Origin of the sequence: Pseudomonas frederiksbergensis, assembly GCF_035751725.1 — a bacterium.
GTDB lineage: Bacteria > Pseudomonadota > Gammaproteobacteria > Pseudomonadales > Pseudomonadaceae > Aquipseudomonas > Aquipseudomonas frederiksbergensis_A.
In genome coordinates this window covers 435,385-449,160 of the sequence record NZ_CP142104.1, presented here as the reverse complement: position 1 = coordinate 449,160, position 13,776 = coordinate 435,385, and the positions used below count along the sequence as shown (strand labels likewise).

Sequence of the window (13,776 nt, the reverse complement as noted above, 5' to 3'; positions counted from 1 at the left end):
CGGGGCTTTTTGCGTATCAGGCCAGTTGAGGCTGTACGCTCACCGGCTGCAGCGGCAACAACGGTGCGTGCGGGTCAGCCTTCACCGACTCACGCCACGCCGCCAGCCACTCCGGATGCGCCTCGCTCCAGACCTGCTCATGCAGGCGGGACAAGGCCACCGGGTCGCTCAGCAAGGCCAGTCGCTCAGCGTTATTGAGACCAGCAGGGCCGACCTTCAAAGCGTGACGAACGCGCTCGACCCGCAGCCACTCGATAGGCTCGGCCTGGCCGTGACGCGATGTCGCCAATGCGCACGCCAAGGCGTTCTGTCGTGGATCGACCACCGCCCGGATGAAACCGTCGTTCAGCGCGTGCCAACGGTTTTCATGGGTGTACTGGTCTGTCGACAGCAGCTCCTGTGGCGGTGCGTATTCCTCAGGAATGAGGAACAGGCTTTCATCACGGGACTTCAAGCCCAGGCCCACGCGACTGGAAATCACCGAGACCGGGATCGACAGCATCAGCGAGCCGACAATCGGCACCAGCCACCACAGGAAGCTCGGGTTCAGCCAGATCACCAGCAGTGCCCAGAAGAAGCCCAACAGGGTCTGCGGGCCGTGGCGCTTGACGGCTTCGCTCCACGGCGTGGAGTCGTCGTCACGCTTCGGCGAGTTCCAGGTCGCGGCCCAGCCCAGGAAAGCGGCGAGGACGAAGCGAGTGTGGAAAATCATGCGCACCGGCGCCAGCAGCATGGAGAAGAGCATCTCCAGCAGCATCGACAGGGTGACCTTGAACTTGCCGCCGAACTCCGTCGCGCCTTTTGCCCAGATCAGCACGATGCTCAAGAGCTTGGGCAGGAACAGCAGCACGATGGTGGTGGAGAACAGCGCGATGGCCTTCTCCGGATGCCATTGTGGCCAGAGCGGATACAACTGGCGCGGCTCCAGGAAGTACTGCGGTTCCATCAGCGTATTGACCGCCAGCAGCGCGGTGGAGAGCACCAGGAAGAAGAACCACAGCGGTGCCGACAGGTAGGACATCACGCCGGTCAGGAACACCGCGCGGTGCACCGGGTGCATGCCCTTGACCAGGAACAGCCGGAAGTTCATCAGGTTGCCGTGGCACCAGCGACGGTCACGCTTGAGTTCGTCCAGCAGGTTCGGCGGCAATTCCTCGTAGCTGCCCGGCAAATCGTAGGCAATCCACACACCCCAACCCGCACGGCGCATCAGCGCGGCTTCGACGAAGTCGTGGGAGAGGATCGCGCCCGAGAACGCACCTTTACCGGGCAACGGCGCCAAGGCGCAGTGGTCGATAAACGGCTTCATGCGGATGATCGCGTTGTGGCCCCAATAGTGGGATTCACCCAGTTGCCAGAAGTGCAGGCCGGCAGTGAACAGCGGGCCATAGACGCGGGTGGCGAACTGCTGCATGCGCGCATACAGCGTGTCCATGCCCGAAGCCTTTGGCGCGGTCTGGATGATGCCGGCGTCCGGCGTGGCTTCCATCAGGCGTACCAGGCTGGTCAGGCATTCGCCGCTCATGACGCTGTCAGCGTCGAGCACGACCATGTACTTGTAGTCACTGCCCCAACGACGGCAGAAGTCGTCGAGGTTGCCGCTCTTGCGCTTCACGCGGCGACGGCGACGGCGGTAGAAGATCTTGCCGAAGCCGCCGGTTTCGCGGCAGACATCCAGCCAGGCCTGCTGTTCGGCCACGCAGATATCGGTTTCGTTACTGTCGCTGAGCACGAAGAAGTCGAAGCGATCCAGGTCTCCCGTGGCTGCGACTGACTCGAAGGTGGCGCGCAGGCCGGCGAACACCCGTGGCACATCCTCGTTGCAGATCGGCATCACCAGCGCGGTGCGGGCGTCCTTGGGGATCGGCTCGTTGCCGGCGCTGGCCCCGGAGATACGGTACTTGTCGTGACCGGTGAGCAGTTCGAGGAACCCCATCAGCGCGGTCCAGAAACCAGCCGACACCCAGCAGAACAGAATCCCGAACATGATCAGGATGCTGGTTTGCAGCGCATACGGCAGCACTTGCGTGGCCGTTTGCAACAGCGGCTGGTGCAGCACTTCGTCCAGGTCCACCAGCGACCAGCCCTGGTACGGCATGATGCCTTTCATGTACCAGCCGGCGACGATGGTCTGGCCAAGCATCAGTATCAGCAGGATGTAGCGGCGTATCGACCCCACGGTGCGCCAACGCGCGTGCGGCAATACGCGTTCGTCCTTGGGCGGCTTCGGCGGATTGGTGCGACCGGTCAGGCGGCGCCATGCACGTACCAGGATATTGGTACGCCATGGCTCCGGCACAACCTTGGTCCGGCGAATCGGCGGCGTCGCCTTCAGGCACACCCGGCCGCTGGAATCGAGCGCCAGCATCTCGGCGTCCTCGAGTTCCTCAGCGGTGCTCAGCGTCAAGCGACGACCTACCGAGGCTTGCGCCGACTCGGTGGGTGCATCGAATGTCGAGGAAGCCAGGCGTTCATGCAATTCGCTGAAGGACTTGCAGCCCGCCAGCTCGGCGCGCTGCTCGTCGGTCATCGGCAAATGGGCCAGATACTCGCGAAGAGATTCTGGTTGTACGGGAGTATTACTCATCGGCAGGCAACTGATAGCTCCAGGTCTCGGTCAGGACTTGCTCAGTCTGCTCCGGTTCCTGTGGGGTTGGGGTCGGCTCGGCGGCGGCGGTGGACGCCTTGACGGCCTTGGCTTCTTTTTGCTCGCTGGCTTGCTCGTTGGTCTTCTCTTTCTCGCCCTGCTGCTTGGCGACCTTGTCAGCCTTGGCCAAGGTGGTCACCGAATGCGAGGCGGCCGGCAGTTCAACCGGGACAAGCGGCCGGACCAGGGCGGCACGCATCTCGGTGGACTTGCTCGGGTCCTTGATCTTCAGGCGCAGCGTCAGGCGCCAGCCCTTGGTTTCCGGGTTGTAGCGCACGCTGTTTTCAACGATCTCGCCGTTGTCGCCGACGCTCACCTGGCTGCGCACTTCTGCGTTTTCCGGCAGGGCTTGCAGGGACGGGCCTTCGAAATCGACCAGGTAGGCCACGCTGCCATCCGGCTGACGGATCAGGTTGGACTGCTTGACGTCACCGGTGGAACGCAGGGTCTGCTTGACCCAGGCGCTGTCTGGCGAGTGCAGGCTGGCTTCATCGAGGGTCCAGTGCAGGCGATAGGCGAAGTCCAGCGGCTGGCCTGGCTCAGGCAGTTTTTCCGGACTCCAGAACGCAACGATGTTGTCGTTGGTTTCGTCGGCGGTCGGAATTTCCACCAGGTTAACGGTGCCCTTGCCCCAGTCGCCTTTTGGTTCGATCCAGGCACTTGGACGCTTGTCGTAGCGATCGTCCAGGTCTTCGTAGTGGCTGAAGTCACGGCCCCGTTGCAGCAAGCCGAAACCACGCGGGTTTTCCACCGAGAAGCTGCTTACGGCCAGGTGTTTCGGATTGTTCAGCGCACGCCAGATCCACTCACCGTTGCCGGCATGGATGGACAAGCCGCTGGAATCGTGGAGTTCACGACGATAGTTCAGCACTTTGGACGGTTGGTTGGCGCCGAACAGGAACATGCTGGTCAATGGGGCGATGCCCAGCTTGTTGACGCGATCGCGCAGGAACACGCGCGACTTCACATCGACGACGGTGTCGGTACCTGGACGCAGGGTCAGGCGATAGGCGCCCGTGGCCCGCGGCGAATCCAGCAGGGCGAAGATCACCAGGTGCTTGTCGGTCGGTTTCGGACGCTGGATCCAGAACTCGCGAAAGCGCGGGAACTCTTCACCCGACGGCAGTGCGGTGTCGATGGCCATGCCACGGGCGGACAAGCCGTAGACCTGGCCCTTGCCGATGACGCGGAAGTAGCTCGCGCCCAGCATGGTCATGATCTCGTCTTGCTTGTCGGCCTTGTTGATCGGGTACAACACGCGGAAACCCGCGTAGCCCAGCTGCTCGGTGGCCTTGGGGTCGAACTTTACGTCACCAAAATCGAAGCGCGTCGGGTCGTATTTGATCTCTTCGACGGTGGTCGCGGTGATCTCGTTGATCTTCACCGGCGTATCGAAGTGCATGCCCTGGTGGTAGAAGGACAGCCGGAACGGGGTCTTCTGGTCGGCCCATTCCGCTTTTTCGGTACGGAAACGGATTTTCTGATAATCGGCGAATTTCATTTCGCGGAATTCGTTCGGCAAATTGCTGCGCGGGGCCTCGAACTTCTGCCCGGCCAGTTCTTGCGCTTTTGCCGATACATCATCCAGGCTGAATGCCCACAGTTGGCCGGCGCCAAACAGGCACAACAGGGCCGAGCCCGCTACCAGAGCGTTTCTAAACCGTTTGGCAGTCATTTTTGGTGCATTACAGGGACTAACAATCACGAGCAACCCTCGCCGAATACTGATCAAAAAACCAACGGCCAGATAAAGTATCTACACGGTAACGGCGCTGAAAAACCGTTCCTGCGGACCACTCTTGCCAAGTTGGCGAGCATTGTTCCGACTCCGATGGGACAAAATGATTCCCCAAACGGTTCAGGACAAGTCTCTACCTAAGTCAAATGGACCAGCGAACGCTGGTCCCCCGTAGCGCGCGATTATCTAGTACGCCGCGTGACAACGCATCAGGGCTAGTAAAGTATTTATCGAGAAAACAGCCTGTTTTGCCTCGAAACCGGACCGAAAAGATGTTTCAAACGCTTTCAGGCCTGTAACAGGAAGGTTACCGGGCCATCATTGACCAGATGCACTTGCATGTCGGCGCCGAATCTACCTGATGCCACGGTGCCATGCACCTGTTTCGCCTGGCTGAGCAAATAGTTGAACAACTCTTCGCCAAGGGCAGGAGGCGCGGCGGTGGAGAAACTCGGACGCAGGCCACTTTTGGTATCCGCCGCCAGGGTGAACTGGGAAACCAGGAGCAACCCTCCTGCCACATCCGCCAGGGACAAGTTCATCTTCCCGGCGTCATCGCTGAACACCCGGTAATTGAGCAGTTTGTGCAAGAGCTTGTCTGCATGGGCCCGGGTATCACCGGGCTCGACAGCCACTAGTACCAGCAAGCCATGGTCCACCGCACCGACTATCTCGCCCGCGACTTCTACCCGGGCGCCGCGAACCCGTTGCAGCAGACCTTTCATGCTTCTTCGGGCGGCAGGTCAAGCAGGCGCCGGGCCATTTGCGCGGCCGCGCGCACCAGCGCATCGGTGATCCCTGGCTCCGAGGCTGCGTGGCCGGCGTCGCGAATCACCTGCAGTTCGCTGTTGGGCCAGTTCTGGTGCAGTTCCCAGGCGTTGTCCAGCGGACAGATCACGTCGTAGCGACCGTGCACGATGACGCCCGGCAAATGGGCGATCTTGCCCATGTCGCGAATCAGCTGGTTGGGTTCGAGGAAAGCGTTGTTGGTGAAATAGTGGCATTCGATCCGGGCGATCGACAGGGCGCGCTGCGGTTCGGAGAAGCGGTCGACCACCAACGGGTTCGGGCGCAGGGTCGCGGTGCGGCCCTCCCAGGTCGACCAGGCCTTGGCGGCGTGCATCTGGGCGATCTGGTCGTTACCGGTCAGGCGCTTGTGGAAAGCGCTGAGCAGGTCGTCGCGCTCATCCAGAGGGATCGGCGCGATGTAGTCCTGCCAGTAATCCGGAAACAGGCGACTGGCGCCGGCCTGGTAAAACCACTCGATTTCCTGCGGACGGCAGAGAAAGATCCCACGCAAGATCAAGCCATGTACCCGCTCCGGATGGGTTTGGGCGTAGGCCAGGGCCAACGTCGAGCCCCAGGAGCCGCCGAACAGCACCCATTTTTCGATGCCCAAGTGCTTGCGGATGCGCTCCAGGTCCTCGACCAGATCCCAGGTGGTGTTGTTTTCCAGGCTGGCGTGGGGCGTGGACCGGCCGCAGCCGCGTTGGTCGAAGGTGACGATGCGGTACAGGTTCGGGTCGAAGTAGCGACGGCTCTGCGCATCGCAACCCGCCCCCGGGCCACCATGGATGAACACCACCGGCAGGCCTTCTGGCGAACCGCTCTCATCGACGTAAAGCGTGTGGGTGTCATCGACAGCCAGATCGTGCCGGGCATGGGGTTTGATCTGCGGGTACAAAGTCTGCATTGCGCGCTCCGTAAGGGGTCGAGTCATCCCTGGGGGGACTTCTATTTAGTCTGCCGTCCGGCATCATAAACCCGAATTACGTCAATGAGCATGCCCTGCGCGCAGTCAAAGCGTGTCAGCGAGATAAGCGAACAGCGTGCGATACATCTTATCGACCTCTGGCACACGTCCCCGGGCGCGCAGGCAACCGTGGACCAGCCCGTTGCCGACATGGAGCACCGCGTCCACGCCTGCGGCGTTCAGCCGCTCGCTATAAAGGATGCCGTCGTCACGCAAAGGATCCCATTGGGCTACGGTAATCAGCGCCGGTGGCAAGCCGCTCAGGTTCTCGGCGAGCAACGGTGCAGCGTACGGTGTGGATTGCAAGTTACCCAGGTACTGCGCCTCATAGCGCTCCACATCCTGGCTGCTCAGAAGCGGCGCATCGGTGCATTCATGACGCGACGGCAAATCCGCGGGGCCGCCGAGTGCCGGGTAGATCAACACCTGGGCCCGGGGCAACGGTTGTCCGGCATCGCGCAAAGCCAGGCACAACGCTGCGGCGAGATTGCCTCCGGCGCTGTCGCCGACCAACGTACGGCGACGGGGGTCGATGGCAAACGGGGTGTCCGCCAAGTGGTGCCACACCGCGAGACAATCTTCGAAAGCGGCCGGGAACGGATGCTCCGGCGCGAGTCGGTAATCCACCGCCACGACCAATGCGCCAAGGTCCAAGGCCAGCTCCATGCAGATGAAGTCATGGGAATCGAGGTCCCCCACCACCCAACCGCCACCGTGCAGGTATAGGATGCACGGCCAGCCGGCGAGCGGCGGTGCCGTGCGCGGGTGATAGGCGCGGATGGGCACGCCAGCCAGGTGCAGATCCTCGACCGCCAGTGTCGGCGGGCGCGGCGGGGTGAAGGCCCGGCACATATGGCTGTAGGCCTGACGCGAGCTCGCGAGGCTGTCGTCCGGGGCGGTGAAGCCCAGAGTTTTATCGATGAAGGCGGACATTGCCCGGGAAAGTGGGTAGGCCATCTTGGATTGCCATGCGTCGATAGAGGATGTGGCTCAGCCGCTTTTGTGGCGAGGGATTATCGCTGTCCTTGATACCGTGTCAGTTCTTGAGGCTGGCCTGCACCGCCGCAATTCCATCCTTGCCATCGAAGCTGGTCACGCCAGCGAGCCAACGCTGCAAATCCTCGGGATGCTCGCGCAGCCATTGCCGTGCGACGTCCTGGGGTGTCTTGCGCTCCATGATTGGCACCATCAACTGGCTTTCCTGGGCAGCGGTGAAGGTGAGGTTCTCCAGGAGCCGGTTCACATTCGGGCAACGTTGGGCGTAGTCCGGCGCGGTGACTGTGGAGACGGTTGCGGCCCCTTCGTTGGGGCCATAGACGTCTTCGCTACCGGTCAGGTAGGCGATGTTCATGTTGATGTTCATCGGGTGGGGAGTCCAGCCAACAAACACCACGAATTCCTTGCGATTCACCGCCCGTTGTACCGCCGCCAGCATCCCGGCCTCGCCGGATTCGATCAATTTGAAATCCTTGAGGCCAAAGTGGTTGGTCTCGATCATGGTCTTGATGGTGGTGTTGGCGCCACTCCCCGGCTCGATCCCATAAATCTTGCCGCCGAGCTGATCCTTGAACCGGGCGATGTCGGCAAAGGTCTTGAGCCCCGCCGCCGCCACGTAGTCCGGGACGGCCAGGGTGGCCTGGGCATCGGCCAGGCTCGGCTTGTCCAATACCTTCACCTGGTTGGCCGCCAGGAACGGGGCGATGTTCTTGTCCATCGCCGGCTTCCAATAACCCAGGAAAATATCGAGCCGCTTGTCGCGAATGCCGGCGAAGATGATCTGCTGCACGGCGCTGGTCTGCTTGCTTTCATAGCCCAGCCCCGTAAGCAACACGTCGGCCATGCCGCTGGTGGCGATCACATCGGTCCAGTTGACCACTCCCATGCGCACGGTCTGGCAGGACGCAGGCTCGGCGGCCATCGCGCCGCCGCTCAAGATGACAGTACCGCAGAGGATCGACAGACAGCGCTTGAACAGTCTTTTCATCGGGAAGATCTCGTGCGGCAGCGGATTATTGTAGGTCGGTGTCTTGCTGCACCGTACTCAAAACATTACGCAGCGCCGAGGGGCTGAAGATGAACTGTGGCGACGCGATTTTGCACGGTGGCGACAGTTCCCATTCCAAGGAGTCAGGACACATACACTTGTGGCGAGGGGATTTATCCCCGCTGGACTGCGCAGCAGTCCCAAAAATCTGGATCCAACCCATTGAGTCGGCATGGATCAGCTATTTTGGGGCCGCTTAGCGCCCCAGCGGGGATAAATCCCCTCGCAACAGAGGAATCGCGCAGATGTTATTTTTTGTAAGCCTGCTGCCCCCAAGCCAGGAAGCCTTCCAGCAACTCCCGGAGCACCACCTGGGTCGGCGCCGCCAGATCCGGACGATAGTTGAACGGTTCGAATTCTTCCATGTAGGTGCTCTGGCACAGTTCCAGTTGCACCGCGTGGATGTCCTGGGCCGGGTTGCCGTAGTGCCGCGTGATGTGTCCGCCCTTGAAACGCCCGTTGAGCACATGGGTGAACTGTTCGTGGCGGGCGCAGATGCCTTCGAGCTGGCTGGCCAGGGCCGGGTCGCAACTGGCACCGTTGAACGTGCCGAGGTTGAAGTCCGGCAGCTTGCCGTCGAACAGGTGCGGGATCACCGAACGGATCGAATGGGCATCGAATAGCAAGGCATAGCCGAACTCGGCCTTGAGCCGCGCCAGCTCCTGCTGCAGCGCCTGGTGGTAGGGCATCCAGATCTGTTGCAGGTAAGTTGCCCGCTCTTCGGCCGATGGCTCAAACCCTTCACGAAACAACGGCACGCCATCGAACAGCGTCGCCGGGTATAAGCCGGTGGTGGCACCGACGTACATCGGCTTGTCATCGGAGGGTCGATTCAGGTCGACGACGAACCGCGAATATTCGCCAGCCAGGGTGCTGGCGCCCAGCTCATTGGCGAACTCATAGAGCCTTGGGATGTGCCAGTCAGTGTCCGGCAGGCTCCGGGCCTCGGGAATCAACCCTGCCTCTACCGCCGGGGTCAGGCGCAGGCCGGCGTGGGGCATGCTGATCAACAGCGGCACCCGCCCTTGCTTGAAATTCAGGACCTTCTCCACAACCGCTCTCCTAATCGATTTCCACGCCGTGACGCACGACGCGTTTTTCCAGATCGCCACCGAGCCAGTACGCCAGGTCGGCCGGGCGATCGATGTGCCAGGCGACAAAATCCGCCACCTTGCCGGCTTCCAGCGAACCGTGGGTATGGCCCATGCCAAGGGCCTGTGCCGCATGGATTGTCGCCCCGGCCAGGGCTTCTTCCGGCGTCATGCGCAAACAGGTGCAGGCCATGTTCAACATCAAGCGCAACGACAACGCCGGCGAGGTGCCGGGGTTGAGGTCGCTGGCCACGGCGATTTTCACGCCGTGTTTGCGCAGGGCATCCATCGGCGGCAGTTGGGTTTCGCGCAGGAAATAAAACGCCCCCGGCAGCAACACCGCCACGGTGCCGGACTCAGCCATGGCCTTGGCGTCGTCTTCGGTCATGAACTCCAGGTGATCGGCCGACAGCGCCTGGTAGCGCGCCGCCAGGCTGGAGCCGTGCAGCGACGACAATTGCTCGGCATGCAACTTCACCGGCAGGCCCAGTTGTTGGGCGGTGATGAACACCCGCTCGACTTGCGCCGGGGAAAATGCCAGGTATTCGCAGAAGGCATCCACCGCATCCACCAACCCCTCGGCGGCCAACGCCGGCAGCATCTCGGTGCAGATGTGCTCGATGTAGTCGTCGGCGCGATCCTTGTATTCCGGCGGCAAGGCATGGGCCGCCAGGCACGTGCTGCGTACGCTGACCGGCAGTTCGGCGCCGAGGCGGCGGATGACCCGCAGGATCTTGCGCTCGCTGGGCAGATCCAGGCCATAGCCGGATTTGATTTCCACCGTGGTCACGCCATCGCGCATCAGGCTTTTCAGGCGTTTGGCGGCGCTGGTAAACAACTCGTCTTCGCTGGCGGCGCGGGTGGCGCGCACAGTACTGGCGATGCCACCGCCGGCCGCGGCGATTTCGGCGTAGCTGACGCCTTGCAAGCGCTGTTCGAACTCACCGCTGCGGTTGCCGCCAAACACCGTGTGGGTGTGGCAGTCGATCAGCCCCGGCGTGACCCAGGCCCCCTTGAGGTCGTTGACCGACGGGTAGTCGCCCGTCGGCAGTTCGGCACGCGGGCCGATCCATTGAACGTGCTCGCCCTGGGTGACGATGGCGGCGTCTTCGATGATCGAGTAGACGCCCTGGGCCATGGTGGCGGCGTGGCAGTTTTGCCAGAGGGTTTTCATCCCGGTTTCCTCGTCGCATTCAAAATCGATTCGCGAGCAGGCTCGCGAAAAAGCCCTTACAGGCTCGGCAACAACTGCGCCGTGACCAGTTCGTTCAGGCACCGGCTCGCCAACAGTTCAGTGGCCGCATTGATGTCCGGCGCAAAGAACCGGTCCTTCTCATAGAACGGCACTTCTGCACGCAACAGATTCCGGGCTTGTTCCAGCTTGGCGGAGGTTTTCAAACCGCCACGCAAGTCCAATCCCTGGCACGCCGCGAGCCATTCCACCGCAAGAATTCCACGGGTGTTCTCGGCCATTTCCCACAGGCGCTTGCCGGCGGCCGGGGCCATGGAGACGTGGTCTTCCTGGTTGGCCGAGGTCGGCAGGCTGTCCACCGAATGAGGATGGGACAGTGCTTTGTTTTCACTCGCCAAGGCAGCCGCCGTCACCTGGGCAATCATGAAACCGGAGTTCACCCCGCCATTGGCCACCAGGAACGGCGGCAGTTGCGACATGTGCTTGTCCATCATCAACGAAATGCGCCGCTCGCTCAGGGAGCCGATTTCGGCAATCGCCAGGGCCATGTTGTCGGCGGCCATCGCCACCGGTTCGGCGTGGAAGTTGCCACCGGAAATCACATCGCCCTCGGCGGCGAACACCAACGGGTTGTCCGACACCGCGTTGGCCTCGATCACCAGCACCTCGGCGGCCTGGCGGAACTGGGTCAGGCAGGCGCCCATCACTTGCGGCTGGCAGCGCAGGGAATACGGATCCTGGACCTTGTCGCAGTTCTGGTGCGAATCGGAGACTTCACTGCGCTCGCCCAGCAGATCGCGGTAGGCCGCGGCCGCATCGATCTGGCCTTTCTGGCCCCGGGCGGCATGGATGCGCGGATCGAATGGCGAGCGTGAACCGAGCACCGCTTCCACCGTGAGGCTGCCCAAGGCCAGGGCGCCAGCGAACAGATCTTCACCTTCGAACAAACCGCGCAACGCAAATGCTGTGGAAACTTGCGTGCCATTGAGCAGCGCCAGGCCCTCCTTGGCGGCCAAGGTCAGTGGCGCGAGGCCGGCGACTTTCAGCGCCTCGACGGCCGGCAGCCATTCGCCTTTGTAGCGGGCCTTGCCTTCGCCCAGCAGCACCAGGGACATGTGGGCCAGTGGCGCCAAGTCACCCGAAGCACCGACCGAACCCTTGAGTGGGATGTGCGGGTAGACCTCGGCATTGATCAGTGCAATCAGCGCATCGATCACCTGCCGACGGATGCCGGAAAAACCCCGGCTCAGGCTGTTGACCTTGAGCACCATGATCAACCGCACCAGCGCATCGCTGATCGGCTCGCCCACGCCAGCGGCATGGGACAGCACCAGGGAGCGCTGCAGGTTTTCCAGGTCTTCGCTGGCGATGCGGGTCGAGGCCAGCAGGCCGAAACCGGTGTTGATGCCATAGGCAATACGATTCTCGGCGAGGATCTGTTCCACGCAGGCAACGCTCGCTTCGATCTGCGCCGATGCACTGGCGTCGAGGCTCAGGGTCACCGGTTGCTGATAGATGTCACGCAATTGAGCCAGGCTCAATTGGCCGGGAATCAGGTTTAAGGCAGTCATGTATTGCTCCTTTTGAGAGTTTTGTTTTCACCCGCCAGTCGCTCCGGAATGTTCCGTTATCCGTCACCTTCGCTTTTTGGGCGATGCCTTGTGGGCTGTGGGTGCCTTGGCACGCTGGCGCTTTTTTTGATCAGTTCAAATTCGGTAATACGCTGTGCAGCAGATTCGGGTCTTTGAGCAGCCCGGCGGCACTGGCGATGTCCGGCGCCAGCCAGCGGTCCTGGTCGTAGGCCGGGACGCGCTCGCGCAGCAGCCTCCAGGCGATGTCGGTGCCGGCGCCGAAGCGCTGGGTCTTGAGAAATTCAAAGGCCTGGGCCGCCAGCAGGTATTCGATGGCGAGGATCTGCGTGCAGTTTTCCAGCGCCCGGTGCAGCTTCAGGGCCGCGTTGGTGCCCATGCTCAAGTGATCTTCTTGCAGCCCCGAGGTGACGAAGTTGTCGAGCACCGCCGGTTGCGCCAGTTGCTTGTTCTCCGCGCACAGCGACGCGGCGACGTATTGCACGATCATCATCCCGGAATTCACGCCGGGGTTGGCCACCAGGAACGCCGGCAGGCCGCTGACGTGAGGGTTGATCAGGCGATCGAGGCGACGCTCGGCGATCGAGCCGATCTCTGCCATGGCGATCGCCAGCAAATCCGCCGCCAACGCCACCGACTGGCCGTGGGGATTGGCCTGGGACATGACCCGGAAGCTTTCCGGCGTCCCCAGTAGCAGCGGATTATCGGTGACCGCGTTGAGCTCGGTTTCGATCTGTTGCCGGGCATGCTCCAACTGATCGCGAGCGGCGCCGTGCACCTGGGGAATCGAACGGATGCTCAAGGCGTCCTGGGTGCGGATGCCCAGGCTCGAAGCGATGACTTCGCTGCCGTCGAGCAACGCGCGCAGATTCACGCCGACCTGCTGCATGCCCGGGTGCGGCTTGAGGGCGATGATCTCGGCATCGAACGCAGCAATCTGGCCGCGCTGGGCCTCGAAGCTCATGGCGCCGATCACGTCGGCCCATTGCACCAGCCGCGTCGCATCGGCCAGCGCCAGGCAACTGAGGCCGGTCATGCACGGCGTGCCGTTGACCAGGCACAAGCCGTCCTTGGCCCCCAGTTGCACCGGTTGCAGACCTTCGGCGGCCAAGGCCTGTTGCGCTGGAATGATTTGTCCGCGATAGCTGACCTGGCCGACACCCAGCAGCGCGATGCCGATGTGAGCCATGTGGGTCAGGTAGCCCACCGAACCCTGGGACGGCACTTGCGGCGTGATGCCGCGATTGAGCAGCGCCAGCAACGCCTCGACCACCCGGCGGTGAATGCCGGACTTGCCATGGCTGTAGTTGTGGATGGCGGCGCAGAGAATCGCCCGGGTCTGCTCGTCGGAAAGCGCCGGGCCGACGCCGCAGGCATGGCTGAGCAGGGTGTTGCGCGACAGCTGGCTGAGTTGTTCGTCCTTGAGCGAGACATTGCACAGGGCGCCCAGGCCGGTGTTGACGCCATAGGCGCGCTCTCCGCTTTCGACGATGCGCTGGACGATGGCCTGGGCATTGTCGATCCGCGCCCAGGTCTGGGCCGACAGCTCGAGCACAGCGCCGAAGCGGGCGACGGCGACCACGTCCTGCCAGCGCAACGGAGCGCCGGTGATGATGATTTTTTCAGCCTGGGACATCTCAAACCTCATACACATAAAGTTGCCAATGGCATTTGTGGCGAGGGGATTTATCCCCGCTGGGCTGCGAAGCAGGCCCAAAAACT

Annotated in this window: 10 protein-coding genes; all 10 read right to left on the bottom strand. The window is 62.3% G+C overall.

What is annotated here, in order from left to right:
* Nucleotides 1-16: 16 nt before the first annotated feature.
* Nucleotides 17-2,587, bottom strand: a complete 2,571-nt coding sequence (mdoH, locus tag VQ575_RS02035) for a glucans biosynthesis glucosyltransferase MdoH (protein WP_039592749.1) — start codon at nt 2,585-2,587, stop codon at nt 17-19.
* The gene (locus VQ575_RS02030; RefSeq protein WP_235433105.1) at nt 2,580-4,322 is read right to left on the bottom strand and encodes a glucan biosynthesis protein G; all 1,743 of its coding nucleotides are present in this window, start codon (nt 4,320-4,322) and stop codon (nt 2,580-2,582) included. The genes mdoH and VQ575_RS02030 overlap by 8 nt, the downstream gene beginning before the upstream one ends.
* A 350-nt stretch (nt 4,323-4,672) precedes the next feature.
* Complete coding sequence (gene dtd / locus VQ575_RS02025) at nt 4,673-5,110, bottom strand: D-aminoacyl-tRNA deacylase (RefSeq protein ID WP_039592740.1); 438 nt, start codon at nt 5,108-5,110, stop codon at nt 4,673-4,675.
* On the bottom strand, nt 5,107-6,078 hold the full coding sequence (pip, locus tag VQ575_RS02020; RefSeq protein ID WP_003196909.1) for a prolyl aminopeptidase: 972 nt from the start codon (nt 6,076-6,078) through the stop codon (nt 5,107-5,109). Before pip ends, dtd begins: the two co-directional genes overlap by 4 nt.
* 105 nt (nt 6,079-6,183) lie before the next feature.
* Nucleotides 6,184-7,095 carry an alpha/beta hydrolase gene (locus VQ575_RS02015; protein ID WP_039592738.1) on the bottom strand — a complete coding sequence of 304 codons (912 nt, stop codon included), beginning with the start codon at nt 7,093-7,095 and terminating at the stop codon, nt 6,184-6,186.
* Nucleotides 7,096-7,174: 79 nt separating this feature from the next.
* Nucleotides 7,175-8,122 (bottom strand): choline ABC transporter substrate-binding protein, encoded by a 948-nt coding sequence (locus VQ575_RS02010; protein ID WP_325918985.1) that lies wholly within the window; start codon nt 8,120-8,122, stop codon nt 7,175-7,177.
* Between the two features lie 308 nt (nt 8,123-8,430).
* A complete protein-coding gene (hutG, locus tag VQ575_RS02005; RefSeq protein WP_325918983.1) occupies nt 8,431-9,234 on the bottom strand; it encodes an N-formylglutamate deformylase in 804 nt (267 codons plus the stop codon).
* Nucleotides 9,235-9,244: 10 nt separating this feature from the next.
* Entirely contained in the window at nt 9,245-10,447 is a 1,203-nt protein-coding gene (gene hutI / locus VQ575_RS02000) for an imidazolonepropionase (protein WP_325918981.1), read from the bottom strand.
* A gap of 56 nt (nt 10,448-10,503) precedes the next feature.
* Nucleotides 10,504-12,036: a histidine ammonia-lyase gene (gene hutH / locus VQ575_RS01995; protein ID WP_045154891.1), complete on the bottom strand. Its 1,533-nt coding sequence runs from the start codon at nt 12,034-12,036 to the stop codon at nt 10,504-10,506.
* A 130-nt stretch (nt 12,037-12,166) separates the two neighbouring features.
* Nucleotides 12,167-13,690 (bottom strand): histidine ammonia-lyase, encoded by a 1,524-nt coding sequence (gene hutH, locus VQ575_RS01990; RefSeq protein WP_325918980.1) that lies wholly within the window; start codon nt 13,688-13,690, stop codon nt 12,167-12,169.
* Between the last annotated feature and the right edge of the window lie 86 nt (nt 13,691-13,776).

Bases quoted from the DNA above. Each gene is read 5' to 3' on its own strand.
- mdoH (WP_039592749.1), bottom strand. From the start codon at position 2,587: ATGAGTAATACTCCCGTACAACCAGAATCTCTTCGCGAGTATCTGGCC.
- pip (WP_003196909.1), bottom strand. From the start codon at position 6,078: ATGCAGACTTTGTACCCGCAGATCAAACCCCATGCCCGGCACGATCTG.
- VQ575_RS02030 (WP_235433105.1), bottom strand. From the start codon at position 4,322: ATGACTGCCAAACGGTTTAGAAACGCTCTGGTAGCGGGCTCGGCCCTG.
- hutH (WP_325918980.1), bottom strand. From the start codon at position 13,690: ATGTCCCAGGCTGAAAAAATCATCATCACCGGCGCTCCGTTGCGCTGG.
- VQ575_RS02010 (WP_325918985.1), bottom strand. From the start codon at position 8,122: ATGAAAAGACTGTTCAAGCGCTGTCTGTCGATCCTCTGCGGTACTGTC.
- hutI (WP_325918981.1), bottom strand. From the start codon at position 10,447: ATGAAAACCCTCTGGCAAAACTGCCACGCCGCCACCATGGCCCAGGGC.
- VQ575_RS02015 (WP_039592738.1), bottom strand. From the start codon at position 7,095: ATGGCCTACCCACTTTCCCGGGCAATGTCCGCCTTCATCGATAAAACT.
- dtd (WP_039592740.1), bottom strand. From the start codon at position 5,110: ATGAAAGGTCTGCTGCAACGGGTTCGCGGCGCCCGGGTAGAAGTCGCG.
- hutH (WP_045154891.1), bottom strand. From the start codon at position 12,036: ATGACTGCCTTAAACCTGATTCCCGGCCAATTGAGCCTGGCTCAATTG.